17 protein-coding genes and 1 tRNA gene are annotated in these 24,848 nt (G+C 66.6%); 10 read left to right on the top strand and 8 right to left on the bottom strand.

Annotated features, from left to right (window positions below):
• Window positions 1-6: 6 nt before the first annotated feature.
• From IE243_RS07080 to IE243_RS07070, 3 genes are all read right to left on the bottom strand, one after another.
• Window positions 7-1,050 (bottom strand): acyl-CoA dehydrogenase family protein, encoded by a 1,044-nt coding sequence (locus tag IE243_RS07080; protein WP_191318614.1) that lies wholly within the window; start codon window positions 1,048-1,050, stop codon window positions 7-9.
• Between the two features lie 288 nt (window positions 1,051-1,338).
• Entirely contained in the window at window positions 1,339-3,144 is a 1,806-nt protein-coding gene (locus IE243_RS07075; RefSeq protein ID WP_191318613.1) for an acyclic terpene utilization AtuA family protein, read from the bottom strand.
• A gap of 162 nt (window positions 3,145-3,306) precedes the next feature.
• A complete protein-coding gene (locus tag IE243_RS07070; protein ID WP_191318612.1) occupies window positions 3,307-4,242 on the bottom strand; it encodes a glutamine amidotransferase in 936 nt (311 codons plus the stop codon).
• Window positions 4,243-4,614: 372 nt separating this feature from the next.
• Here IE243_RS07070 and IE243_RS07065 point away from each other — a divergent pair, with 372 nt between their 5' ends.
• The 7 genes from IE243_RS07065 (at window position 4,615) to IE243_RS07035 (ending at window position 14,916) form a co-directional block, all read left to right on the top strand.
• The gene (locus tag IE243_RS07065) at window positions 4,615-4,935 is read left to right on the top strand and encodes a hypothetical protein (protein WP_191318611.1); all 321 of its coding nucleotides are present in this window, start codon (window positions 4,615-4,617) and stop codon (window positions 4,933-4,935) included.
• 188 nt (window positions 4,936-5,123) lie between these two features.
• On the top strand, window positions 5,124-6,452 hold the full coding sequence (locus tag IE243_RS07060) for a cytochrome P450 (RefSeq protein WP_191318610.1): 1,329 nt from the start codon (window positions 5,124-5,126) through the stop codon (window positions 6,450-6,452).
• 108 nt (window positions 6,453-6,560) lie between these two features.
• Window positions 6,561-7,670, top strand: coding sequence for an NAD(P)-dependent alcohol dehydrogenase (locus IE243_RS07055; RefSeq protein WP_191318609.1), 1,110 nt, complete (start codon window positions 6,561-6,563; stop codon window positions 7,668-7,670).
• A gap of 201 nt (window positions 7,671-7,871) precedes the next feature.
• On the top strand, window positions 7,872-9,290 hold the full coding sequence (locus IE243_RS07050) for an aldehyde dehydrogenase family protein (protein ID WP_191318608.1): 1,419 nt from the start codon (window positions 7,872-7,874) through the stop codon (window positions 9,288-9,290).
• 827 nt (window positions 9,291-10,117) lie between these two features.
• Window positions 10,118-11,890 carry an N-acetylglutaminylglutamine amidotransferase gene (locus IE243_RS07045; protein ID WP_191318607.1) on the top strand — a complete coding sequence of 591 codons (1,773 nt, stop codon included), beginning with the start codon at window positions 10,118-10,120 and terminating at the stop codon, window positions 11,888-11,890.
• A 14-nt stretch (window positions 11,891-11,904) separates the two neighbouring features.
• Window positions 11,905-13,698 (top strand): N-acetylglutaminylglutamine synthetase, encoded by a 1,794-nt coding sequence (gene ngg / locus IE243_RS07040; protein WP_210319806.1) that lies wholly within the window; start codon window positions 11,905-11,907, stop codon window positions 13,696-13,698.
• 54 nt (window positions 13,699-13,752) lie between these two features.
• On the top strand, window positions 13,753-14,916 hold the full coding sequence (locus IE243_RS07035) for an osmoprotectant NAGGN system M42 family peptidase (protein ID WP_191318674.1): 1,164 nt from the start codon (window positions 13,753-13,755) through the stop codon (window positions 14,914-14,916).
• Between the two features lie 293 nt (window positions 14,917-15,209).
• On the opposite strand, the gene IE243_RS07030 is transcribed toward IE243_RS07035, so the two are convergent.
• On the bottom strand, window positions 15,210-15,668 hold the full coding sequence (locus IE243_RS07030; RefSeq protein WP_191318606.1) for a low affinity iron permease family protein: 459 nt from the start codon (window positions 15,666-15,668) through the stop codon (window positions 15,210-15,212).
• A 626-nt stretch (window positions 15,669-16,294) separates the two neighbouring features.
• Between IE243_RS07030 and IE243_RS07025 the strand changes: the two genes are divergently transcribed.
• Together IE243_RS07025 and IE243_RS07020 are read left to right on the top strand one after the other, a co-directional pair.
• Window positions 16,295-17,578 (top strand): YcxB family protein, encoded by a 1,284-nt coding sequence (locus IE243_RS07025; RefSeq protein ID WP_191318605.1) that lies wholly within the window; start codon window positions 16,295-16,297, stop codon window positions 17,576-17,578.
• Window positions 17,575-18,207, top strand: coding sequence for a hypothetical protein (locus IE243_RS07020; protein WP_191318604.1), 633 nt, complete (start codon window positions 17,575-17,577; stop codon window positions 18,205-18,207). The genes IE243_RS07025 and IE243_RS07020 overlap by 4 nt, the downstream gene beginning before the upstream one ends.
• Window positions 18,208-18,351: 144 nt before the next feature.
• Here the strand turns inward: IE243_RS07020 and IE243_RS07015 are convergent, their stop codons facing one another.
• The 4 genes from IE243_RS07015 to IE243_RS07000 all read right to left on the bottom strand — a co-directional run bounded on the left by IE243_RS07015 (window position 18,352) and on the right by IE243_RS07000 (window position 22,424).
• Window positions 18,352-20,124 carry a flotillin family protein gene (locus tag IE243_RS07015; RefSeq protein ID WP_191318603.1) on the bottom strand — a complete coding sequence of 591 codons (1,773 nt, stop codon included), beginning with the start codon at window positions 20,122-20,124 and terminating at the stop codon, window positions 18,352-18,354.
• A 5-nt stretch (window positions 20,125-20,129) separates the two neighbouring features.
• Window positions 20,130-20,795 carry an OB-fold-containig protein gene (locus IE243_RS07010; protein ID WP_191318602.1) on the bottom strand — a complete coding sequence of 222 codons (666 nt, stop codon included), beginning with the start codon at window positions 20,793-20,795 and terminating at the stop codon, window positions 20,130-20,132.
• A 5-nt stretch (window positions 20,796-20,800) separates the two neighbouring features.
• On the bottom strand, window positions 20,801-21,910 hold the full coding sequence (locus IE243_RS07005; protein ID WP_191318601.1) for a PspA/IM30 family protein: 1,110 nt from the start codon (window positions 21,908-21,910) through the stop codon (window positions 20,801-20,803).
• A gap of 438 nt (window positions 21,911-22,348) precedes the next feature.
• Window positions 22,349-22,424 (bottom strand) — tRNA-Thr (locus tag IE243_RS07000).
• 573 nt (window positions 22,425-22,997) lie between these two features.
• On the opposite strand from IE243_RS07000, the gene IE243_RS06995 reads away from it, so the two are divergent.
• On the top strand, window positions 22,998-24,656 hold the full coding sequence (locus IE243_RS06995) for an FMN-binding glutamate synthase family protein (protein WP_191318673.1): 1,659 nt from the start codon (window positions 22,998-23,000) through the stop codon (window positions 24,654-24,656).
• The last annotated feature ends 192 nt before the right edge of the window (window positions 24,657-24,848 follow it).

Raw genomic sequence — 24,848 nt, 5'->3', positions numbered from 1 at the left:
GTCGCCTTACGCCCTGAAAGCGCCGGCGCGAACCCGCTCCGCCAGGCGCTCCTGGTAGACGCCCCGGGCATGACGCGCCACGGTGGCCATCAGCGCGAACCATTTGAACAGTCGCTGCGCCTGCTCGCTGTCAGCCCCGCCGCCCGGAAGGGCCGCAAGCCGCTCCAGCGCCAGCGCGTTCAGGTTCTTGACCCCCACCAGCGTGGCGACGTCGTGGTGCTCACGCCCCGGGCCTGCGTCCAGGGCGCGGGCGGCGGTTTCCGCGCCCACATTGATCAAAGCGGCGAAACCCGCCAGCGCGCCGATCTCGCCGTCAGCTTCCGCCGGCGCCGCGGCGGCCACCTGCGCCAGCAGCGTCTCAAACGCAGCCGCCTGGGTGCTCAGGCCAACCGAATCCTCCAGCGTGCGGAACGGCAGCGCCAGCCGGGTGAAGGCGTCGCCGTCAACCGGCAGCAGCGCGTCATCTGACAGGAAGACGTTGTCCAGCACAACCGGGCAGTGTTTGCCATGCTTGCCCGCATCATCGCCGGCCTGGATATCGAGCCCTTCCGCGTCGCGGGGCGTCAGGAAAGCGCCGAAGCGCTTGCGCCCCTCCACTTCCTCGACAATGGCGATCACGATGATCAACCCGGCGACCGGCGCGTTGGTCACCCAGGCCTTGCGGCCATTCAAGCGCCAGCCGCCGGGCGCCTTTTCAGCGCGGGTTTTCAACAATTTCGGGCGGGCGCCAGCGTCCGGCTCGGAGACGGCCAGCGACAGGGCGATGATGTCGCCCGAGGCCAGGGCTGGCAGCCAGCGCTGCTTCTGCGCCGGCGAACCGTGCTCGCCAATGAACGCGCGGCTGGCTATCTGACGCACCGCATAGGCCATCCCAACGGCGGGGTCGCCAGACTCCAGCGTCAGCGCCCGCGATGTCGCGGCGATGTCAGCATAGCCGCCGCCGTCGCCCCACGGCGCCGGAACGCCCACACGGAACAGACCGCGCCGTTTCGCTTCCGCCATCCAGCTTGCGGCGGATTGATGCGCGGCGTTGCCGGCCGGCTCGGTCATGACGTTTCTCCCGTTAGAGCCGTTGCCGATCTACATGGATCGGGAATTGCTCCAGTTTTTCTTGTTTTGAGCGAATTCTGATCGACCAGACGATTCCGTCTGGTCGGAAAGCGCTCTGGAGCCGGATCCGCTGATGTTGAGGCGCTTTCGCGGCTCAACATGCATGGCGCCTCCATCCCGTTTTGACACGTTGGCGCGCGCTCAGGCGTTCCCGCGCTTTTTTATTTTACCGCAATGTGCGGCGGCGTCGCCCGGAGAGGACGTCGCCGCCGATATCCTGACAGGGTCCTAGCGCCGCAGCAGGCTGGCCGGAACCTTCACCGGCATGTCGAGCAGCTGCTGCGCCTTGCCCTTGGCCAGCGGATCCATGCGCAGGCTGGCGAACTGGCCGCCGCCAAGCGCATCCATCAGATGGAAGTTCATGGCGTTGAGGCCGGGCAGTTCGTAGGTCCGCACTTCCGGATTGGCCGCGCCCTCGAATTCATGGGCGAAGAACTTCAGCAGCGCCTCCTGGGTCAGCGCCCGGCGGATCACCGGCAGCAGCGCCGGATCACGGGCGATGACGCCGACGTTGAAGGCGTCGCCCTTGTCGCCGGAACGGGCCCAGGCGATGTCGACCAGCGGAACCTCCACCTCGTCGTCGTTGGCCGGCGGCGCCGCTTCGCTGATCTGCGGCCGCACCAGGCGGGCCGGGTCGAACGGCTGGGCCGACGCGCCTTCCTGCACGGCGATGCGCTGGTCGCCCAGCGATATCACCGGCGTGACCTCGCCGCGCGGGATCAGGAAGGAGAACACGCGCGCCACCGGCGAGATCGCCGGACGGCCGCCGAACCAGCCGGTGGTGCCCACCGACATCGAGGTGGTCGGGGCGTCGAACTCGCGCAGGAACAGATCCATGGCGCGACGGTCGTCATGCTCGACGCCGATGCGGGCCACGACTTCGCGCGCGCCCAGATCACGCCCCTGGGCGCCATAGCTGGCTTCAGCGCCGAGGACTTCCACGCGCGTGGCGCGGAACGGACCGAGATTGCGCTGCCGCAGCATTTCATCGAGACGGATCAGCACGGCCTCGGCCTGACGCTGCGCCTTGCGCGCCGCGTCGCGGCCCACCACCGGGCTGGCGGCTATGCAACGCCAGCCGTCTGTCCACGTCACCGACACCTTGTAACAGCCGGAGGGCGCATAGCCGCGCGTATTGTCCACCAGCACGCGGTTCTCGCCCACCGCCTGCACGGTGACGGCGGAGAAATCGCACACGACGTCCGGCAGGGCGTAGGCCTGGGGATCGCCCACTTCATAGAGGATCTGCTCGGCCACAGCGGCTGGCGACACCAGCCCGCCGGTGCCCGGCGGCTTGGTGACGACGAAGCTGCCGTCGGCGTGGCATTCGATCACCGGATAGCCAATGTGGGCCCAGTCCGGCACGTCTTCCCAATCCGTGAAGAGCCCGCCAGTCGCCTGGGCGCCGCATTCGATCACATGCCCGGCCAGCGAACCGGCGGCGAGCTGGTCGTAATCCGTGTCCTTCCAGGCGAACTCATGGATCAACGGGCCAAGCGTCAGGGCGGAATCGACCACGCGGCCAGTGATCACCACATCGGCGCCCTCGGCCAGGGCGCGGGCGATCGGGAAGCCGCCCAGATAGGCGTTGGCGCTCAGCACGGCGTCGGCGGCCGGGAAAGCGTCGCCCTTGAACATCTCGGTCTTGCCGGCGAACTCCGGCAGGCGGCCAATAAGATCGTCGCCCTCAATCACCGCGATCTTGAAGGAAAAACCCGCGTCAGCAGCGATTTTCTCCATGCGCGCCCGACACGCGTGCGGATTGACGCCGCCAGCGTTGGTGACGATGCGCACGCGCTTTTCGCGGATGGCGGCGAGATTGTCTTTCCACACCCAGTCGGTGAAATCGCGGGCATAGCCTTCGTCCGGCTTCTTCAGGCGCACACGGCCCAGCACCGACATGGTGGCCTCGGCCAGATAGTCCAGAACCAGATAATCGAGGTCGCCGCCGGCGATCAGTTGCGGCGCGGCGACCGATGAGTCGCCCAGAAATCCGCCTGCGCCGCCAATCCTCACGGCTTTCTTGCCGGCCATGGTATGCCTTCTCCCGAACAATCGTTTGATTGGGGACACGTTACATGGCTTGTCCAGGGGCGGCAATGTTCACCAGAGCATGAACCGGCGACCATATCGGCGACCAGCACATGACGCTATGGCGCCTTCTGGCGCTGAATGGCGAGGTCCGGGACCCCGCCGTCAGCGGGCGCGGCGAATGATGCGCGGCAGGTCCGGCTCCACGAAATGCGGCGCGCCTTCAGCGTCCGCCAACGCCCGGTCGCCATGGTGAGGCGCCGCGGGATGCGCGCCTGGATCATCGCCAACCGGGTGGGCCGGAACCACGCCCCTGAGCGACTGGGCGGGACGCCCGCCGTCGAGCCAGCGATCAAGGAACATGCCCAGCCACAACCGCACGGCGGGGTCATACATGAAGCGGCCGCGATGGTGCAGCGGCGCCGCCTGGGCGCCCGGCACGTTCATGCGGGCTGCGGCCAGGGTGGTCCAGCGATACACCATGGCGTGCGTCACTTCCGGGTGAAACTGGAAGCCGAACGCGGCGTCGCCATAACGGATGGCCTGCACGGGAAAATCGTCGCCCTCGGCCAGCGCCACCGCCCCGCGCGGCGTATCGAACCCTTCCCGATGCCAGTGATAGACATGGGTGGGCCAGGGCGCGCCGAGCTCATCGGCGAAATCAAGGCCAGCCCCGGTCGGACGAATGGGATAGTAACCAATCTCGGCGCGGCCGTCCGCGTGGGCGCAGACATTGCCGCCAAGGTGGCGACACAGCATCTGGGCGCCGAGGCACAGCCCGAGAAACGGCTTCTCCTCCTTCAGCGCCACACCGATAAAGTCGGTTTCCGCCCGCAACCAGTCATCGGCGTCATTGGCGCTCATGGGCCCGCCGAAAATCACCACCCCGGCGTGCAGCGCCAGGGTTTCCGGCAGACGGTCGCCGAGACGCGGGCGCCGGATGTCGAGCGGGTGACCGCGCTCCGCCAGCAGGCGGCCGACACGCCCCGGCGTCGAGCCTTCCTGATGCAGAATGATGAGAACCGGCAGTTTGTCCGCAGTCGCCGCAGGGCGCCTGACAAGCTGTTCATCACGCCGCGCGGCGGCGTCACTGAATTTCATCACCATGTCCCAGTCCTGCCGCAGCGCGCAGCTCCGGTATGCTTTGCCTCCAGCCCGCGCCTCTGCCGGCGCGCCTGTCAGCCAATGGTCAACGTTCTGAAAATCCGGAAGCGCGACAGACGAATCTTCCATCGCGCGCCTCTCCATAAGGTTAATATAGTTGCGGTGCGTCCAGGGCGCCATTTGCACGAACGCACGCCCCGGCGGGCGGCGTTGCAACCAGCGCGCCTCCGGTCCGGCGAAACGCCGGGCATGGCGAACTGACAGACCTGGCGAACTGGCAGACCTGGAGAAACGCCGGGCCTGGAGAAACGCCGGATCCGCAGAAACGCCGGATCTGGCGCTGACCATCACCTGAAGGAAGATTGCGGCATGAGACGGGCATATCTCACTTTGGCATTTCTGCTGCCCGCCAGCATGGCTGGCCTGGCGGAGGCGCGCGCGGCGCTGGCTCCCAACTACCAGAGGCTGGCGGAACTGCGCGCCATTCTTGAAGACCCGGCGGTGATCGCGGCGTTCGGCGTCGCGCCGATCGCCCGCATCGCGCATGTTGGCCCCGACAGCTATCTGGTCGCCAGCGAGACCTGTCAGCTGTCCGTGCGCATCGTCGGCCAGCCCCTGCCCTCCGGCATGGTCGGACCGCGCCGTTTTTCCGTCAGCGCCGGCAAGGCGAGCTGTCGCGGCGCCCGATAAAAAACAACAGGGCCAGGAAAACATCTGGACCAGGAAAACTTCAGAACTGGACTACATAAAAACAGGTGACACGGAACACGTGTACCGTATATCGTGCCTCCCAGGGCAAAATCATCATGACCGCCATGCGCGGCGCGTACCGGATTGGCAAAAAATCCGGACAGATTCGCAAGCCCGGGAGGACGCATATGACGCAGCAGACAACAGCGGCGACATCGCCCGCTCTGGAAATCGATATTCCTGAAAACCTGGCGCGGGCCCTGGTTACGCCGCGCAGCTACGCCAATGGCGAGACCACCGACGCCCACCGCTGGCTGCGCGCCAACAACCCGCTTGGCTTCGCCCGCCTGGAAGGCTTCGACCCGTTCTGGGTTGTCACCAAACACGAAGATCTTTCGGCCATCTCCCGCAACAACAAGCTGTTCCTCAGCGGTGAAAAACCAACCACCCTCACCGACAGGGCGACAGACGAGCGGGCGCGGGAAATCACCGGCGGTTCGCCCCACCTGGTGCGCTCGCTGGTGCAGATGGACGCGCCGGACCACCCCAAATACCGCGCCCTGACCCAGGGCTGGTTCATGCCGCAGAACGTCAAAAAGCTTGAGGCGGCCATTCGCGGAATCGCCCGCAAGAACGTCCAGAAATTCCTCGACACCAACGGGACGTGCGATTTCGTCAAGGACGTGGCGCTTGGCTATCCGCTGCACGTCATCATGAGCATTCTCGGCGTGCCGGAGCAGGACGAGCCGCGCATGCTGAAGCTCACCCAGGAGCTGTTTGGCGCGCGTGACCCCGAACAGACGCGCGTCATGGGCGAAATGACGCCCCAGCAGCTGGCGATGATGCTGAAGATGGTGCTGGATGATTTCGCCACCTACTTCGGCGCGATCAGCGAAGCGCGTCGCAAGGAGCCGAAAGACGATCTCGCCAGGGTGATCGCCAACGCCATCGTCGACGGCGAGCCGATTTCCGATCGCGAAGCCGCCGGCTACTACACCATCGTCGCCACCGCCGGCCACGACACCACCTCCACCACCACCGCCACCGCCATGGCGGCGCTGGCGGACAATCCGGAGCTGTTGCGCACGCTGAAGGCTGATCCGTCGAAGATCGGCGCCTTCATTGACGAAGCCATCCGCTGGGCGGCGCCAGTGAAGACCTTCATGCGCTCGGCCAGCGAAGACACGGAGTTGCGCGGCCGCAAGATCGCCAAAGGCGACTGGCTGATGCTCTGCTACGAATCGGCGAACCGCGACGAGGACGTCTTCGAGACGCCCTACGAGTTCCGCCTGGATCGCACGCCGAACCGCCAGATCTCTTTCGGCGGCGGCGGGCACGTCTGCCTTGGCCAGCACCTCGCCCGCATGGAAATGCGCATCCTTTACGAAGAGCTGCTGCCGTATGTGGCCTCGGTCCGGCGCAATGGCGAACAGCGCATCTCCGAGAGCACCTTCGTCTGTGGACTGAAGACGCTGCCGATCGTGTGGGAGCGCGATGCGTCGGCGCCCGCGGCGTAACGCCTGAAGCTGCATCCGGCGCGGCCCGCCGCGCCGCCCCTGCCGTCGGACATCTCCGCCCTGACTTACCAGCCGGGCGGGAGGTTTTCTGTTTGCCGGAAGTTCATCATGAAAGTTCAGGCCGCTGTCGCCGTTGGCGCCGGACAACCATTTGAATTACAGACACTTGATCTGGATGAGCCGCGCGATGACGAGGTACTGGTGCGCATCGTCGGCGTCGGCGTCTGCCACACCGACCTCGTGTTTCGCGAGGCCGGCGCCATCCCGGCTCCCGCCGTGTTCGGGCATGAGGGGTCGGGCGTCGTCGAGAAGGTCGGCGCGAAGATCAGCAAGTTCGCGCCGGGCGACCGGGTCGCCATCACTTTCCGCTCCTGTGGCGACTGCGTGCGCTGCGGCTGCGGCGACGCCGCCTACTGCCTGACCATGCCCCAGCTCAACTACGCGGGCATGCGCACCGACGGCACGCGGGCTTTTCGCGCTGACGACGGCGGCTCCGTCGGCAGCAATTTCTTCGGCCAGTCCTCCTTCGCCACCCATGCGCTGACCTATGAGCGCAATCTGGTGAAAATCCCCGACGACCTGCCGCTGGAACTGATGGGGCCGCTCGGCTGCGGCGTGCAGACCGGCGCCGGCGCGGTGATGCGCTCCATGGCCTGCGAGCCCGGCTCGTCGCTGCTGGTCACCGGCGGCGGACCGGTCGGCCTCAGCGCCGTGATGGGCGCGAAGATCCGTCAGTGCGCCACGGTCATCGTGGTCGAGCCGCACGCGGCGCGACGCGCACTGGCGCTGGAGTTCGGCGCAACCCACGTCATCGATCCCGCCGCGACGCCGGACCTCGCGGCCGCGGTGCGGGCCATCACGCCGGACGGCGTCAATTACGCCTTCGACACCACGGGCATCCCCGCCCTGCACGCGGCGGCCCTCGCCGCGCTGGCCCCCAAAGGCACGCTTGGCATTGTCGGCGTCGCCGCGCCTGAGACGCCTTTGCCTGGCGACATCAACACGGTGATGACCTTTGGCTTCACCATTCGCGGCATCATTGAGGGCGACAGCGACCCCGGCGTTTTCCTGCCGGAACTGCTGGAGCACTATCGCAGGGGCGAGCTGCCTTTCGATCGCATGATCCGCACCTGGCCGTTCACGCAAATCAATGAAGCCATCGCCGCCCAGCATGCGGGCGCGTGCGTCAAGGTCGTGCTGCTGATGGACGCGGCGTGACGCAGTCCCGGCGGGAGAGCCTCGCCGGGCCTGTCTGTTCCGGGAGATTTTCTGCGCCCCTGCGGTCACGCGGCGCGGGAGAAAATCCCTGGGAAAAATTCGGTCGCCCTGCGCCGGATTATTGCTCTATCGTCCTGGGCCGACGCACTGGCGCGCGACGTCACATCCGCTTCGACGACATGCCTTGAAGGGGGATACGCCATGAATTTCAACGACGCCTATGAAATGACCATCAATGGCCGCGGCGTGGCGGCCTCCGCCACCATCGACGTGGTCAATCCCGCCACCGGCGAGACTTTCGCCAGGGCGCCCGACTGCTCGCCGCAGCAGCTTGATGAAGCCGTCGCCACTGCCCGCGCCGCCTTCAAATCCTGGCGCAACACGCCAATCGAGGAGCGTCAGGCCATGGTGCGCAAGGCCGGCGAGGCGCTCGCCGCCAACGCCGAAGCCCTCGCCCGCCTGTTCACCCGTGAGCAGGGCCGCCCGGTCGACGCCGCGCTGACCGAGGTGCATGGCGCAGCCCAGTGGATGCAGGCGGTGTCGCAAATGAGCCCGCCGGTGCATGTGTCGGAGGATTCCGACGCCCAGTTCATCGAAACGCGCTACGTGCCGCTCGGCGTCATCTGCGCCATCGCCCCGTGGAATTTCCCGGTCACGCTGGCCATGTGGAAGGTCGCCCCGGCGCTTGTCGCCGGCAACACCATGGTGCTGAAGCCCTCGCCGTTCACGCCCCTGTGCACGCTGAAGATCGGCGAGCTGTTCCGCGACATCTTCCCGCCAGGCGTGCTCAACATCATCTCCGGCGGCGACCAGCTCGGCCCGCAGATGACCTCGCACCCGGGCTTCGCCAAGATTTCCTTCACCGGCTCCACGGCCACCGGCAAGAGCGTGCTGGCCTCGGCGGCGAAGGACCTGAAGCGCGTCACCCTGGAGCTGGGCGGCAACGACGCCGCCATCGTCATGCCGGACGTCGATCTCGACGCCGTCGCCCAGAAGATCTTCTTCGGCGCCTTCTACAATACGGCGCAGATCTGCGTCGCCACCAAGCGGCTTTACGTGCACGAGGACGTCTATGACGGCCTGCGCGATCGCCTCGCGGCCATCGCCAAAGCCGTCAAGGTGGGCGACGGCGCCGAGCAGGGCACGGTGCTGGGACCGATCCAGAACCAGCGCCAGTACGAGCGGGTGATGAACCTGCTGGACGACGCTAAGAAGAGCAATCTCACCCTGCTGCAGGGCGCGGACGTGCCCGCCAACGGCGGCTACTTCATCCCGGTCACCATCGTCGACAATCCGCCGGAGGATTCGCGGGTGGTGCAGGAAGAGGCTTTTGGCCCGATCCTGCCCATGCTGAAGTTCAGCGATGTCGATGACGTCATCGACCGCGCCAACGCCAGCGACTACGGCCTCGCCGGGGCCGTCTGGTCGAAAGACACCGACAAGGCGGTGGAGATCGCCCGCCGCATCGAAACCGGCACGGTGTGGATCAACCAGAACCTGAATCTGCGCCCGGACACCGCATTCGGCGGCCACAAGCAGAGCGGCTTCGGCGTCGAGAACGGCATGGAAGGCCTGCTGGAATACATGGTCCCGCAAGCGATTTACGTGGCCCGCGGCTAGAGCAATTCCCGATCTGCATGGGTCGGGGATTGCTCCAGTTTTCCCTGTTTTGAGCGAATTCTGATCGACCAGACGATTCCGTCTGGTCGGAAAGCGCTCTCGAGCTGAACGCCCCGTCACCCCCGGAACTGCTCAGGCCTGCATGGATGGGGAGCGCGTTTTCCGGGCAGCAAGGCCCGGTGAACGCCAACAGACAAGGCCAGGCGCCGCGGCGGCGCCTGCCAGACGTTGGCCGGCAACCCTGGCCTGATGTCCTGATCACGCGAGGCGAAACCGCTTCGCGTGATTTTTTTGCTGGTCCGCCTGCCACATTCTCATCCGCGCAACGGAGCCGTGGAGCGAATGCTGAAATGGGGCGAAATCGTCAGCAACAAATTGATTTTCCGAATGAATTCAGCGTTTGCTCGCCGTGTGATGTGGAGGCGGCGCCTGTCAAATGCGCTCTACGGGCGGGCGAGGCTGACGGTCGCCGCCATCGGCGCCCGGCCCAGCCGCCCGGACGTCGACGGTCGCCAGTCCGTTCGCGACGTCCGGCCTGCCAACTTCTTCCAATCATTCCGTCTCATCGCCCGCTTGCCTGCCGGACACTGAACAGACAGGTATAAATCGCGCGAGGCGTCTACAGATTAATTTTTGTTATTTTACAAAACTTGCCAATATTTGATTGAGCATGAAGAATGTATTTGCAAATTTGCACGCACTTGCTCAGATTTTCTCAAATTTATCCGGAACAATTTCGCTCTGCAAACGTTTACCCACCGCATTCTTTTTTGCCTCCCCATCCACGATGGACGCGGCGACACGATGACTGACAGGAGCATTGCGGTATGTGTGGAATTTGCGGCGAAGTTACATTCAACGGCACGCAAGCCTCACCATCCGCCATCGCAGCCATAAACCAGGTTCTGGCGCCGCGCGGCCCGGACGCCGAGGGCGTGGTGGCGCGGGGGCGCTGGGCGCTCGGCCACCGCCGCCTGCAGATCATCGATCTGTCGGCCCGTTCCGAGCAGCCAATGACCGCCCCTGATCTCGGCCTCACCGGCGTGTTCAACGGCTGCATCTACAATTACCGCGCCCTGCGCGCCGAGCTTGAGACGCTGGGGCACCGTTTCTTCTCGGAGGGCGACACCGAGGTGGTGCTGCGCGCCTACGCCCAATGGGGTCTGGATTTCGCCAGCCATCTCACCGGCATGTTCGCCGTCGCCATCGTCGAGCGCGACAGCGGCCGGCTGATCCTTGCGCGCGACCGGCTGGGCGTCAAACCGCTCTATCTTGCCCGCACAGCCGGCGGCCTGCGCTTCGCCTCGACCCTGCCGGCGCTGCTCGCCGGCGGCGGCGTCGATACGTCGATCGACGCGGTCGCCTTCCGCTTCTACATGAGCTTCCATGCTGTCGTGCCGCCGCCGCGCACCATTCTGAACGGCGTCAGGAAGCTGCCTGCGGCCACCATCCGCGTCATCGACGCCGACGGAGCGGAGACGGATCACGTCTACTGGCGCGTCTCCTATGAGCGCTCGCGCGAGGACGCCGCCCGCCCGGCGGCGGAATGGCGCGAGATGCTGAAGGCGTCGCTGACGCAGGCCGTGCGCCGGCGCATGGTGGCGGACGTGCCGGTCGGCGTGCTGCTCTCCGGCGGCGTCGATTCCAGCCTGATTGTCGGTCTGCTCGACGAACTGGGCCAGAAAGACCTGCGCACCTTCTCCATCGGCTTCGAGGCGGCCAATCAGGAATCCGGCGACGAGTTCGTCTATTCCGACCTCATCGCCAGCCACTTCCACACGCAGCACACCAAAATCTTCGTACCTTCGGCGGACCTGCTCGGCGCCCTGCCAGGCGCCATCAGCTCCATGTCGGAGCCCATGGTCTCCTACGACAATGTCGCCTTCTACATGCTGTCGCGCGAAGTCGCGAAGCATGTCCGCGTCGTGCAGAGCGGCCAGGGCGCCGACGAAGTATTTGCCGGCTATCACTGGTATCCGCCGATGGCCAACGCGCCCGATCCGGTGGCCGCTTATGCGAGGGCCTTCCTTGACCGCGACAACGCCACGCTGGGCCGGCAGATCGGCCCGGCTTACGCCGGCGACGACGTGGCGCTGGCTTTCGTGCGCGAACAGTTCGCCGGGCCCGGCGCCGACGATCCGGTGGACAAGGCGTTGCGCCTCGACACCACGGTCATGCTGGTCGACGACCCGGTGAAGCGCGTCGACAACATGACCATGGCCGCCGGCCTCGAAGCCCGCGTGCCGTTCCTCGATCACGATCTGGTGGAGCTGGCGGCGCGCATGCCCGCCAGCCTCAAGCTGGCGGATGGCGGCAAGGGCATTCTCAAGGACGTGGCGCGCACGGTCATTCCGCCGGAGGTCATCGACCGGCCCAAGGGCTATTTCCCCGTGCCGGCACTCAAATATCTCGACGGGCCCTATCTGGAGCTGGCGCGCGATGCGCTCGGCTCCACGGCGGCGCGCCAGCGCGGCCTGTTCAGGGAGGAGTGGCTGGAGACGCTGTTCGCCGACCCGCGCGCGCACATCACGCCCCTGCGCGGCTCGGAGCTGTGGCAGGCGGCGCTGCTGGAAATGTGGCTGCAGACCCAGGGCGTCTGAGGGAGGCCGCGGCGATGAACGACCCGAAAACCGGCGCGAAGAACAGCGCCCGTGAACGCAAGACCCGCTCGCGCATGCTGGCCCACCGCATGCAGCGGCTGCGCGAGCATGGCCTGAAGCCACCGATGGAGCACGACCAGGAGCCGTCGGGCGAGAACGTCGCGCTGGAATGCGGCTGGGGGCGGCTGCTGTTCAGCCACACCTTCCGCACGCCGGAGGACCTGGCCGCGGCGATGCGCGCCGAAAAGCCTGGCCAGCGCGACATCGCCGTCTATATCCGCGACCCGCACGTGGCCATCGCCACCGCGCCGCAGGAGCTGTTTCTCGACCCCTCGCACACCTACCGGCTTGATCTGGCGACCTACCGTGCCGAACACCGGCGCGGGCGTGGCTTCACCATCCGCCGGCTGTCGTCGATGTCCGAGGCGGACGCGGTCAACAACATCTACCTGCGTCGCAAGATGGCGCCGGTGCGGCCGGAATTCTTTCTGTCCAAGGCGCGCAACGCCCGCGCGCTGATCCACCTCGTCGCCATCGATCAGGACACCCGACGGGTGCTGGGCACCGTGACCGGCGTCGATCACGCGCGCATCGAGGGCGTGTCCGAGGCCGGCTCGTCGCTGTGGTGCCTTGCGGTTGATCCTCAGGCCCCGCGCCCCGGCGTCGGCGAGGCGCTGACGCGCCATCTCGCCAGCCTGTTCCATGCGCGCGGCGCGCCATGGATGGACCTGTCGGTCCTGCACGACAACGCCCAGGCCATCGCGCTTTACGAAAAGCTGGGTTTCGTGCGCGTGCCGTTCTTCTCAATGAAGCACAAGAACCCGATCAATGAGCCTCTGTTCATTGGTCAGCCCGCCGAAGAAGAGCAGCTCAACCCCTACGCCGCCATCATCGTCCAGGAAGCGCGCCGGCGCGGCCTGCTGGTCGAGGTCACCGACGCCGAGGGCGGCTTCTTCCGCATCACCCACGGCGGCCGCACGATCCACTGTCGCGAGAGCCTCAGCGAACTGACCTCCGCCGTGGCCATGTCGATCTGCGACGACAAGCAGGTGACGCGCCGCTTCGTCAAGGCGGCGGGCGTGCGCGTGCCGGACCAGATCGAGGCCGACGACATCGAGCGGGTCGACGCCTTTGTGGCGAGGCACGGCAAGGTGGTGATCAAGCCGGCGCGCGGCGAGCAGGGCAAGGGCGTGGCCGTCGGCCTCGACGCCAGCGACGACATAGCCGGGGCCATCGCCGCCGCCCGCGCCTTCAGCGACCGGGTGCTGGTCGAGCAGTATGTGGAAGGCGAGGACCTGCGCCTGGTGGTCATCGACTATCAGGTGGTGGCGGCGGCGATCCGCAGCCCGGCCAGCATCATCGGCGATGGCCAGCACACCATCGTCGACCTGATCGAGCGGCAAAGCCGCCGCCGCGCCGCCGCGACCGGCGGCGAATCACAAATTCCGCTGGACAATGAAACCCGCCGCTGCGTCGCCGCCGCCGGCTACGCCATGCGCAACGTGCTGCCGCCCGGCGTCGAACTGCAGGTGCGCAAGACCGCCAACCTGCACACCGGCGGGGCGATCCACGACGTCACCGGCTCGGTGAATCCGGCGCTGGCGGAGGCGGCCGTGAAGGCGGCGCGCGCCATCAATATTCCGGTCACCGGCGTTGATTTCATCGTCCCGAACCCGGCCGGAGCGGACTACGTCTTCATCGAGGCCAATGAACGCCCCGGCCTCGCCAACCACGAGCCGCAACCGACAGCCCAGCGCTTCGTCGACCTGCTGTTCCCGCACTCGCTCCCGGCTGCATCCCGGCCATAAACCGCTGCGCCAGACATTGCTCCATCAGGGAGACCAGGTTTTTTCATGACCCGCATGCCAACGGAACCATCCCCGACGTCGTCAGAGGATTCCCGGCCCGTGATCGACACCGTCTACCTCTGCAACGTCCTGCGTCGTTTGCTGGATATTCCCAGTCCGTCGGGCTTCACCGACAATGTGGTCCGCGCCTGTTGCGAGGAACTGTCGGCGCTGGGCGTCAATTATGAGATCACCAGGCGCGGGGCCATCCGCGCCTGCCTGTACGGCGAAAGCCGTCGCCCGGCCCGCGCCGTCATCGGGCATCTCGACACGCTGGGCGCCCAGGTGCGGGCGCTGAAGGACAATGGCCGGCTTGAGCTGGTTTCGATCGGCACGTGGTCGGCCCGGTTCGCCGAGGGGGCGCGCTGCACCATATTCATGGAGAACGGCTCCTGCCGCGGCACCATCCTGCCGCTGAAAGCCTCCGGCCATACCTATGGCGACGCGGTCGATACGCAGCCCACCGGCTGGGACCACGTTGAACTGCGCATCGACGAACACGCGACCACCCGCGCCGATCTGGACCGCATCGGCGTCGCCATCGGCGACGTGGTGACGATCGATCCGCAGCCGGAGTTCCTGGACAACGGCTTCATCGTCTCGCGCCACCTCGATGACAAGGCCGGCGTGGCGGCGATGCTGGCGGCGATCAAGGCGCTGGCGGACGCCGGCAAGGACGCCGGCCAGCGTCCGCCGGTCGACACCTGGTTCATCTTCTCGATCACCGAGGAGGTCGGCGTCGGCGCCGCCGCCGTGCTCACCGGCGACATCGCCTCCATGGTCACTGTCGACAACGGGGTCACCGCGCCAGGCCAGAACAGTCGGGAAACCGGCGTCACCATCGCCATGGCGGATATGGGCGGACCGTTCGATTATCACCTGACCCGCAAGCTGATCCGGCTGTGTCAGGACAACGCCATCGCCTTCCAGCGCGACATCTTCCGCTTCTACCGCTCGGACAGCGCCTCGGCGATCGTCGCCGGCCATGACGTGCGCACCGCGCTGATCACCTTTGGCGTCGACGCCAGCCACGGCTACGAGCGCATCCACCTCGACGCGTTGCGGTCCGTCGCCGAACTCACCGCAGCCTATGTCAGCAGCGACATCGAGATCGAACGCGACGCCGTCGACCTCGGCCCGCTGACCGGCTTCACCACCCAGCCGACGGCGGAGGACTGAGCGGTCTCACGCATGTCTGGCGTCGTCCCGCAGACGCCTGAAGGCGGCGGGCGTCCGCTGGCCATCGCCGCCCCGGACTGTCCCCCCTGTCATCCACGGCGCTGGCGGATCAGCAGCGCAGCCAGCCCGGTGAAAATCAACGCAATCAAAACCGTTTCAATCAGCACCTCTGTTCCCATTCCCATGATGTCTGTTTGAGCCCCTTTGCTGTTGTTGTTGAGGCCATGTTGCGCTCACCTGTCCCGGGGCTTATGTGCGCGCGCGCATGTCGTGAGCCGGCGCGTTATGACATATCAGGCAGACGGGCTGGCTCCAGATCTTTTCGCCTTGCGTTGCGCCTCATGCCTCCGCTTGCGCTGGAGCGCCTGCTTCAGAAGCGCCGGAATATCGGCCTCGTCGCCTTCCGAACACTCATCCTCAATGGTGCGGCGGATCTGCTCGACCTCTTCCTCGGTCAGGTGCTCAATGCCGATCAGTTGCATGCGGGCGCCTTCCGTGGCGCGGATGATCTCGTCCAGTTTGGCCTCCACCGCCGCCGAATCGCGGTTCTGGGAGTTCTGGATCAAAAACACCATCAGGAACGTGATGATCGTCGTGGCGGTGTTCACCACCAGTTGCCACGTATCGGAAAAGCCAAACAACGGCCCCGAAGCGCCCCAGACCACAATGAACGCCGCAGCCACGCCAAAGGCGTAAGGCGAGCCCGCAAGGCTTGCGGTTTTCTGGGACAGGTTGGTGAAAAACTTGACCATGTCGGCTGCTGCTCCCGTTCAGGAACCGCGCAGGCGATGTTTGGTTCCTCCGGCGGCGCTCCAGCAGATCGCCATCCATTCACATCATGGCGGCGCTTCTAACGTCCTGTTGAGGATGAATTGCCTCCCTCCGGCAATTTCTCTAGCCTCGACGCAGTCACATTGGGGACTACCCAACGCAGAAGCATGAATGGCGCGCCGCATCCCATGCTGGAAGACTCAAACCGGGGCGGACTGGATGATATTTTTCTCTCGGCCATGACAACCTGACGCCAGGCCAGCGAAATTTAGCCTGTTTTTCATGATCTTTACCCAACGCCCTTGCGGAAACCCCGGAAAACAGCTGGCCGGATTTATCCGCGACGCTTCTGAACGCCTGCCGCGGACCGCGGCGGCTCGCGCGGCGATGCGGCGGCGCAGCTCCAACCACCAGCACGCCCGCCATCCTTTCGCCCGCCATCCTTGCCGCCGGATCATCCGCGACGCTGCGAACAGCTCGGGGAGGTGATCCAGCTTTGCAGCGGACCTGCCCAAAGGAAGCCAACATGCGCCTGCCGGCCATTCCATTGCCGTCCCGCTCCCCGGAATCAGCGCCCACAGAGACAGCGTCCACAGAGCCGGCGTTCATGAAGTCGGCGCCCACGCAGGGTGAATCCGGCGAACCTGAAACCTTCATCATCGAGACGGTCATCGGACTTGAGGACCGGGTCGCGGCGGCGATGTTCATCTACCAGGACCTGTTTCGCGCCGCGCGCCAGCGACTGCTGGCGTTTCTGCTGGTTGTGCTGGCGCTGCTGCTGGCCATGGCGGGCCATACGGCCTGGCAGGCGACCGCCGGCCAGGGCTTCATCGCCTTTCTGAGCAGGCTCGGCGGCGATCTGCTGGGCCTCGGCGGCCTGCCAATCGCCCTGATCTCCATCCCGACGCTGATCGGCTACCTGCTGCAACCGGCGATCGTCCGGCGCAGGCTCCGGCGCTGGTATCGCGACGAGCAGCGCGACCAGCCGTTTCCGCTTGTCGTGCAATTCTGGCCGGGCGGACTGACGTCCAGCGCCAATATCCACGTCAGCGTCATCGCCTGCCGGCGCGTGACGGGCGTCGTCTGGACTGGAAGCCACGTCATGATCGGCCTGCGCGACCTTGAGGACGTCATCGCCCTGCCCGAACGCGACCTGACGCGGGAGGACAGGGCGCATCTGCGGCAATGGTCGGCGTTCTGCCACGCAGCCGGCCCGGGCGCGGTGCTGGATCCGCCGGCGCACGCCCTGCAAAACCCGCCCGCGGGCGACCCGCTGATGAGCATGGGCTATCAGCCGACGGCCGCCGATCGGGCCGCCGGTCTCGCCTGGCAAATGGAGCGGCCAGCCATTCGCCGGCGCCGGCGCAATGGCTTTGCGCTGGCGTTCATTCTCACCGCGTTGCTTCCGCCAGCGTTGATGGTGTTGCTGTGGCTGCTGGACCCCGAGCGCGTGCCGGCCAGATATGCGGCGCCATTGCTGGCCGAGATGTTCGCGACCGATTTCTGGCAATGGATCCTGGCGCTCTGGGCGGTCACCGGATTGCTGCTGCTGATCCACCCGTGGCTGCGGCGGCGACAGGCCGAAACACTCGGCGCGCGGCTGCATGCGCGGCAAACGAATCCGGCCGGACAGAACGCCGTCAGTTTCAGCGTGTATCCGGACGTCCTGGTCTGGCGGCAGGACGGGCTCTACAATCAGGTGGACTGGAAGGGCTTCGACGGCCTGGAGCGCCGGGGCGATGACGTGTTCCTGATCTATCGCGGCGGCGATCCGGTCCTCATCCCGGCGCGCGCATTTCCGCCCGGCCAGCTCGCGGCATTCGGGCGGGAGGTGGCGCGGCGAACCGGCATGTCCGGAGCACGCGATAACGCGGCGGAGGCGGGCGCATGACGGAAAGACCGGAAAATTTCGCGGCGGGAGTGGCGGCGACAGTGCTTGCGCTGGTTATCTGGACAACCGCCCAGGCGCAGGAAACGGGCGCGGCGCCCCCCAACGCCGCGCGGACGCCGCCTGCCGCCAGCGTGCAGCTGCCAAATGGCGTCGTCGTCGACCTGCCGGAAGGCTGGCGCCTCGACGGCCCGGCCCGCGGCCAGGTGAGCAGGACCGGCCTGCGCCGGGTGCAGTTCGTCTGCGAGAGCGAACGCTGCCAGAAGACCGAAGAAACCTGCACGATCCTGATGCGCGACACTGACATTGAAGGCGCGGACGACGACGCCAGGACCCGCGCCCTCTACGCATCGCCGATGAAACGTTATTTCCGCTTGCGGGCGGTGCTGAAAGCCACCGGCCGCGACGCGGAGCTGCGCCAGCCGCTCGAACTGACCCGCATCGGCGAGCGGAACTGGCAGCGGGTGGAAACCGACGCGCGGCACAATTTCAAATCCGGCCTGTTCGCCGAAACGGTGGTCAACGGGCGTTATGTCGGCGGCATCTGCAAAACCTGCGAGCGCGGCGCGGTCCGCCACCAGGACGGGCTCGCCATCCTCTCCAGCCTGCGTCCGGATGCTGACGCTCGCTGAGTTTCACCCGCCCAAATGGAAACAGGTCGCCCATTGGGGCGACCTGCCTGACGTTCTTCAACAGCGGGGCCGCCGGGGCAAAATCAGGGCGAAGTTGCTTCCTCGCCGTGATGCGACGCCTTTTCCGGGCGGCGCGCGCTTCTCTTAACGCGAAGCGGCGCCCGCTTCACCGGGGGACGGCGCGTTCGGCCCGGAAGGCGCGGCCTGGGCGGTGACCGGCGTCTCGTAGCGCGCCGTAACCTGGCTGGCGCCCGCCGCTTTTGCGGCCAGTCCGCCCACCGACGCCGCCAGCAGCGCCTGGGTCGGATCAGCTCCCCTGAACCCCGCCTGGGACAGGATCTCATCGAGAATCGGCTTTTGCGCGGTGAAATTCAGCAGCTGGCTGGAGAGGTCGCCGACCGGATTGCCGGCCTGGCCACCGCCTGCAGCGCCAGACAGCGCCCCGGACAGTCCGCCAGCGCTGAAGATGCGGATATCCGAAATCTTCTCCACCGGCTTCATCGCCTGCTCCAGCGCCTTCGGCACGATGTCGACGCGCGCCCGGGCCAGTTCGAACTCGATGATGCTGGACGACAGCGCGTTGCGCGCCTCGTTTTTCGCCCGTTCGGCCCGCGCCTCGGCCTCGCCCAGTTCGATCACGCCGGCGGCGCGAATCTTGGCGGCCTCCGCTTCGGCCTCGGCCTGGATCTTGACGGCGGCCGCCAGATTTTCGGCGGCCTGGCGTTCGGCTTCCGCCTTGACGGTGATGGCGGTGGCTTCCTGCTCCGCGGCCTGGCGGGCGTCGATCACGGCGATGCGCCGGGCGCGTTCGGCGATCTCAATGTCACGGGCCGTGGCGACCTGTTCCTCGGCGGTGGTGGCGGCGGCCTTGGCCTCATCGGCCCGGGCGCGCGCCGCCTGCTCTTCCTCGATCTTGCGCGCCACGGTGATGGCGGCGTCAATGCGGGCGGTTTCGGTGATCTTGCGCGCTTCGGCTTCCCGCTCGGCAATGCCCCGCTCTGCTTCGATCCGCGCTGATTCGCGCGCCTGGCGCGCCTCCGCCTCGCGTTCGGCGATGCCGCGCTCGGTGTCGAGTTTGGCCGTCTCCTCGCTCAGGCGCGCCAGTTGCTCCGCTTTGGCCGCTTCGGCGCGGGTTTCGGCGGTCTTGTTGGCGATGTCGCGTTCCTGGGTCAGTTCGGCGTCCCGCTGCTCGCGTTCGATCGTCAGCCGCCGCAGCGTGGCTTCGCGGTCCTTGGTGGCGATCTCAACCTCGTTGTCGCGAACGATCTGGTTGCGCTCGCGCTTGCGTTCTTCGGTGATCAGCGTCAGGGCGGTCAGACCCTCGGCGTCGAAGCTGTTGTTGGGGTTGAAGTGCCGGATGTCGGTCTGGTCGAGCCGGGTCAGCGACACCGATTCCAGCTCCAGGCCGTTGGATTGCAGATCGTGGGCGACCGCCGCCTGCACCGATTTGACGAACTCGGCCCGCTGCTCCTGCAAATCGCGCAGCGACATGGTGGCGGCCACCGAGCGCAGGCCGTCGACGAATTTGGCTTCCACCAGGGTCTTCAGGGCGTCGGCGTCATTGGTGCGATCGCCAAGGGTCTGCGCCGCCAGGGCGATGTTCTCGGCGTCCGGCTTCACGCGCACATAGAACTCGGCGGTGATGTCGGCGCGCATCCGGTCCTTGGTGATGAGCGATTCGTTTTCAGCCCGCTTCACTTCGAGCCGCAGGGTGCTCAGCGACACCCAGGAATAGGAATGGAAGATCGGCAGAATGACCGAACCGCCGTCCAGCACCACTTTCTTGCCGCCGAGCCCGGTGCGGACATAGGCCTTGTCACGGGTGGCGCGCGTGTACAGCGACGTCATGATGACGCCGATCACCACGATCGCGATGACGATCATCCCCGCGATCAGGGCCAGAGAAGATAGCTCCATCCTGTTCAGTCCTCGTGTCCTTGTTGCGCCGACAGGGCGTCCGGCGCCGGAACCGCCACGAACGCGCCGTCAGCGCTGTCAACGATCAGCGCCATGGCGCCGGTGGGAATGGCGTGGCCGGGCGCCGCCCGCGCCAGCAGGCTGTGGAAGTTGTCGTAACGGTCTTTCACCCGCACGCTGCCGGGATGTCCCTGGTCGAGGGGGCCGATGGTGACCACGCCGGCAAGACCGATGAACTCGGCCTGGGCGACCACATGGGTTTCGTCGCGCGGGATGATGCGGGCGACGCCGCGGCTGATCCAGCGGGTGGCTGGCAGAGCCGCCACGAAGGCGGCCGGCGCCGCGACCAGCGCCGGCAGCGGCCCGGCGACAGCGGCGGCCAGCGCCTGCAGGGCGAAGCCGGCGATGGCGAACATCGACAGCAGGATCACCGCCAGCACCAGGACCGGCACGCCGCCCCGGTTGAGCCAGGACATCCAGCCGCCGAGCAGCCCGGCGTCGGAATCCGGACCGTGGTGACCGAGGCCATCGTCGAGCAGCCCCGAGGCCGAGGCGCCGAGCAGCACGGAAATCACCTCAACCGCGCCAAGGCCGGCGACGACCAGCAGCGCCAGCCAGAACGGCCAGGTCCCTGGCGCAATCATGCCTCCTGACTGGACAAGTTCGCCCATCGGCGTCAGTCCCCGCGAATGCTCTTGAGGCGCGCCTCGATAGCGTCCTGTCTCTGCATGCGGCCAAGTTCCTCGATCTCGGCCTCGCCGCCCGCCGGTTTCGCCGGCGCGCCGGTGACGCGCTCCACGGCGGCGAGCGCGTCGGCCAGCCGCTGGTCGTTACGCTGCGAGGGGGTCGCCGCCACCGGCGCCGCCCGCTCGGCGCGCTTCGCATCATCCAGCCGCTTCATGGCGTCGGCCCGGGCCGAGGCGATGCTGCGCAGGGTGGTTTCCGCCTCGGCGATCTCGGCGGCGTTGTCGCTGATCGCCTTGCCGAGCGCCTCGCGTTGCGCCTCCAGGTCAAGCTGCACGCCGACGGCGGCGCGGGCGAGATCCTCGCGACCATTGGCCAGCCCGGTGCGGATCTTGCCGTCGAGATCAGCGATTTCCGCCTCCAGATCGGCGGCCTTGGCCTTCAGCCGGTGACCGGCGGCAATGGCGGCGCCCAGCGCGGCCCGCGCCTCATCGGAAATCTTGCCGATCTCCCGCACCGCCTGCTGGGCGACCGCGACCGGGTTGGCGGCTTCCGCCGCGTCGACGGCCGTATTGACCACGCCTGCAATGACCCGTCCCAGACGCGCGAGAATGCCTTCATTGGTCATGTTAGTCTCCCTGGTCTCCCTGGCGTCGCGCGGACCGGCGTGAACGCCGACGCGCACGTGAATGGCGGCGTCGCCGAAAACGAGGCGCGCTTCGGCGAAATCGCTCCAGCCGCCGCGATAGCCGTCGACCACATAGGGAACGATCGCCCGGCCGCTGACAGTGGCGATGCTGATCCGGTCTGGGCCCTTCACGGCGAACAGTTTGGCGTCGAGCGGAATGTCGTTGATCGGCGCGCCTGGCTGGCGCCGGCTGTGATCGCGCAGCGCCAGCGTCGCCATGCGGGCTGGCAGGCCCGTGCGGGCGCGGATGTCTTCGTAAGCCTCCTCGTGGAGAGCAACGAGATTGGCGCCGCGGGTTCCGTCGAGGATGGCCATCGCCTGCCGGTAGGCCGCGAGCGTCGCCGTGAGCGCATTGCGGTCTTCAGAAGAAGGCGCCAGCTCCAGCGCCATGGTCGTCGCAGGCCTTTCGATCATGCCGTCAGCTTAAAGCACTTAATTGGTGCTTTCAAGGGAGGCGGCCAGTCTGACTGGACATATTGCCTTGTGAAGCCAGCAAATTCGCTGTCCCGGGCAACGGCATGGCCAGGGCCCCGACGCCTGAACGCCGCCGCCGCTCCGATACGCCGCCTTGTGAATGGAGGTTTTGGAAACGCCGCTGGCCAACAGGTCGCGGGAGCAGCCCGCAAAGGCTGCGATCTGAAGGAATCGTCCGCTGCCCAATGTCAGGCCGTCTGCCGCCCGGGACCGCCGGCGCTCTGGCATGGCGTCGACATGGCGTCGCAGGAAAATCCCAGGACCTGACCGGCGCATGCCGATTTGGGGCCGGCCGACGGGTCGTCGCCGCCCGCGACGCGCGCAGGCTGTATGCGCGAAGCAACGCGCCTGAAACCACCGGTTTTTCTGAAGGGAAAGTGGTGCCGCTTGCGTGACTCGAACACGCGACCCCATCATTACGAATGATGTGCTCTACCAACTGAGCTAAAGCGGCTTCCGGGCGCTTCCTTGCCCCAAACGGCGGGTATTTGCAAGGCCCATCCGCCGCAAATCACAGGCTGTGTGATCACGCACGGACAACAATCGCTCCATCCGGCAGAGGATCGTCCGGCGAAGGAACGGACAACCGGCGCGGGACAGGCGTCGCGGCGGACAGGCTGCGATGGCTCCCGGCGCGCGCCGGGCGGGTGGAGGAACATCCGGTCGCACCAGGCCGGACGTTCGCCCTGTCTGCTTGAATGGACGCGGCTTCTTCACGCGAGCCAGTCCATCGCCGGTGAATGCTCTGGCGTCCGGTCGCGCCGCTGTCGCATCCGCAGGGCAGGACGGAGCCTGCCGTTGAAATGCTTCCACGTCGAGGTTCTGGCGCGCGCGTCAGACGCTTCCATGACCCGGGCCAACAATGTCGCTATATTCCTGGCAAAAGCTGGCCCAGGCTGCGCGCCTCGAACATTTTTCGCCAGGTTCGCCGCGCTTCACATGAAGAAAGCGCGTAAGTTCAAGAAAACAGGACAAAATCCGGATTCAGGTCATGCGGATTTTTGTCGAACAGCAGGAAGACCGCTCCATGCATGGCTTGCCCAGACTGCGCCCTCCGGGTCGCTACACCATCTTCATCGCCTGTATTGCGCTGGTGATTCTGTGCGGGCTGTTCGCCAGCCATCTGCCGTTCGGCCGGTTTTGGGCCTGGCTGTTCGCAGCGCTGACGCTCGTCGGGGTCCATGACCTGCTGCAAACCCGCCACGCCATCACCCGCAACTATCCGGTCATTGGCCACATGCGCTTTATCTTCGAGGCCGTGCGCCCGGAAATGCGCCAGTATTTCTTCGAGACCGATGCGGAAAGCCTGCCGTTCTCGCGGGCGCAACGCTCGCTGGTCTACCAGCGGGCCAAGGCGGAGGCCGACCAGCGTCCGTTTGGCACCACCCTCGACACCTATGCGGACCGTTACGAATTCATGGGCCACTCCATCCGCACGGCCCCGCTGGCGGACCCGAAAACGTTCCGCATCACCATCGGGAACGCCCAGTGCAGCCAGCCCTATTCGGGGTCGGTGCTGAATATTTCGGCCATGAGTTTCGGCGCCCTCAGCGCCAACGCCATCATGTCGCTGAACCGCGGCGCCAAGCTCGGCGAATTCTGCCAGGACACCGGCGAGGGCAGCGTCAGCCCCTATCACCTGCGCCACGGCGGCGATCTCGTCTGGCAGATCGCCAGCGGCTATTTCGGCTGCCGCAACCCGGACGGCTCCTTCTCGCCTGAAAAATTCACCGCCCGCGCCGCCGATCCGCGCATCCGCATGATCGAGATCAAGGTCAGCCAGGGCGCCAAGCCTGGTCACGGCGGCATTCTGCCAGCCACCAAGATCACGCCCGAGATCGCCGAAACCCGTGGCATACCCATGGGCCACGACTGCGTCTCGCCGCCGTCTCACAGCCGTTTTCACACGCCGCTGGAGATGATGGCCTTCGTCAAGGAACTGCGGGAACTGTCCGGCGGCAAGCCGGTGGGCTTCAAGCTGGCCATCGGCCAGCCGTGGGAATTCATGGCCATCGTCAAGGCGATGCTGGAAACGGGAATCACGCCGGATTTCGTCGTGGTCGACGGTTCCGAGGGCGGCACCGGTTCGGCGCCAGTGGAGTTCACCGACAATATGGGCGTGCCGCTGCGCGAAGCGCTGCTGTTCGTGCACAACACACTCGTCGGCGCTGGCCTGCGCGACCAGATCCGCGTCGGCGCCGCCGGCAAGATCATCTCGGCGTTCGACATCGCCTGCGCCATGGCGCTGGGCGCGGACTGGGTCAACAGCGCCCGCGGCTTCATGTTCGCCGTCGGCTGCATCCAGTCGCGCACCTGCCACACCAACCACTGCCCCACGGGCGTCGCCACCCAGGATCCCTTGCGCCAGCGCGCCGTGGTGGTGACCGACAAGGCCCAGCGCGTGGCCAATTTCCATCGCAGCACCCTGCATGCGCTGGCGGAGCTGCTGGCGGCGGCCGGCCTGCGCCACCCCTCGGAAATCGCGCCGCACCATATTGCGCGCCGGGTCAATTCAACGGAAATACGCCTGTTTTCGCACCTGTTCCCGTTCCTGGAGGAGGGTGAACTGCTGGGCGGCGGCGGCGCCCATCCATTCTATGCCGACGCCTGGCGCATCGCCCGCGCCGACAGCTTCGCGCCGGCCGACGCCCCGCGCACCGATATCCGGGTCAAGGCGGCGGCCTGACGTCAGGGTCCGGTGAGCCTGGCTCTGCGGATTTTGGCAACCCTGAACGGGCGTCCGGGCTTTGGCGGTCGCGAATGCGTCAGCATTTTCTCGTGCGTCAGATATCTCGCGGTTGGCCGGAGCCGCGCCCGCCCTGGTCAGGACGGGCGCAATCTCAACGCCGGCAAAGCAGTTCAGGCGGACCGCTTTCAT

The organism is Camelimonas fluminis (assembly GCF_014656355.1).
GTDB classification, from domain to species: domain Bacteria; phylum Pseudomonadota; class Alphaproteobacteria; order Rhizobiales; family Beijerinckiaceae; genus Camelimonas; species Camelimonas fluminis.
Note: the sequence above shows the minus strand (reverse complement) of the source record. Positions and strands in the feature narration are given on the sequence as shown.

What these genes read in the sequence shown, in the direction of transcription:
- IE243_RS07070 (WP_191318612.1), bottom strand. Translation starts at nt 4,242, where the DNA reads ATGAAATTCAGTGACGCCGCCGCGCGGCGTGATGAACAGCTTGTCAGG.
- IE243_RS07010 (WP_191318602.1), bottom strand. Translation starts at nt 20,795, where the DNA reads ATGGGCGAACTTGTCCAGTCAGGAGGCATGATTGCGCCAGGGACCTGG.
- IE243_RS07020 (WP_191318604.1), top strand. Translation starts at nt 17,575, where the DNA reads ATGACGGAAAGACCGGAAAATTTCGCGGCGGGAGTGGCGGCGACAGTG.
- IE243_RS07030 (WP_191318606.1), bottom strand. Translation starts at nt 15,668, where the DNA reads ATGGTCAAGTTTTTCACCAACCTGTCCCAGAAAACCGCAAGCCTTGCG.
- IE243_RS07050 (WP_191318608.1), top strand. Translation starts at nt 7,872, where the DNA reads ATGAATTTCAACGACGCCTATGAAATGACCATCAATGGCCGCGGCGTG.
- IE243_RS07025 (WP_191318605.1), top strand. Translation starts at nt 16,295, where the DNA reads ATGAAGTCGGCGCCCACGCAGGGTGAATCCGGCGAACCTGAAACCTTC.
- IE243_RS07005 (WP_191318601.1), bottom strand. Translation starts at nt 21,910, where the DNA reads ATGATCGAAAGGCCTGCGACGACCATGGCGCTGGAGCTGGCGCCTTCT.
- IE243_RS07045 (WP_191318607.1), top strand. Translation starts at nt 10,118, where the DNA reads ATGTGTGGAATTTGCGGCGAAGTTACATTCAACGGCACGCAAGCCTCA.
- IE243_RS07075 (WP_191318613.1), bottom strand. Translation starts at nt 3,144, where the DNA reads ATGGCCGGCAAGAAAGCCGTGAGGATTGGCGGCGCAGGCGGATTTCTG.
- IE243_RS06995 (WP_191318673.1), top strand. Translation starts at nt 22,998, where the DNA reads ATGCATGGCTTGCCCAGACTGCGCCCTCCGGGTCGCTACACCATCTTC.
- IE243_RS07065 (WP_191318611.1), top strand. Translation starts at nt 4,615, where the DNA reads ATGAGACGGGCATATCTCACTTTGGCATTTCTGCTGCCCGCCAGCATG.
- IE243_RS07015 (WP_191318603.1), bottom strand. Translation starts at nt 20,124, where the DNA reads ATGGAGCTATCTTCTCTGGCCCTGATCGCGGGGATGATCGTCATCGCG.
- ngg (WP_210319806.1), top strand. Translation starts at nt 11,905, where the DNA reads ATGAACGACCCGAAAACCGGCGCGAAGAACAGCGCCCGTGAACGCAAG.
- IE243_RS07060 (WP_191318610.1), top strand. Translation starts at nt 5,124, where the DNA reads ATGACGCAGCAGACAACAGCGGCGACATCGCCCGCTCTGGAAATCGAT.
- IE243_RS07080 (WP_191318614.1), bottom strand. Translation starts at nt 1,050, where the DNA reads ATGACCGAGCCGGCCGGCAACGCCGCGCATCAATCCGCCGCAAGCTGG.
- IE243_RS07035 (WP_191318674.1), top strand. Translation starts at nt 13,753, where the DNA reads ATGCCAACGGAACCATCCCCGACGTCGTCAGAGGATTCCCGGCCCGTG.
- IE243_RS07055 (WP_191318609.1), top strand. Translation starts at nt 6,561, where the DNA reads ATGAAAGTTCAGGCCGCTGTCGCCGTTGGCGCCGGACAACCATTTGAA.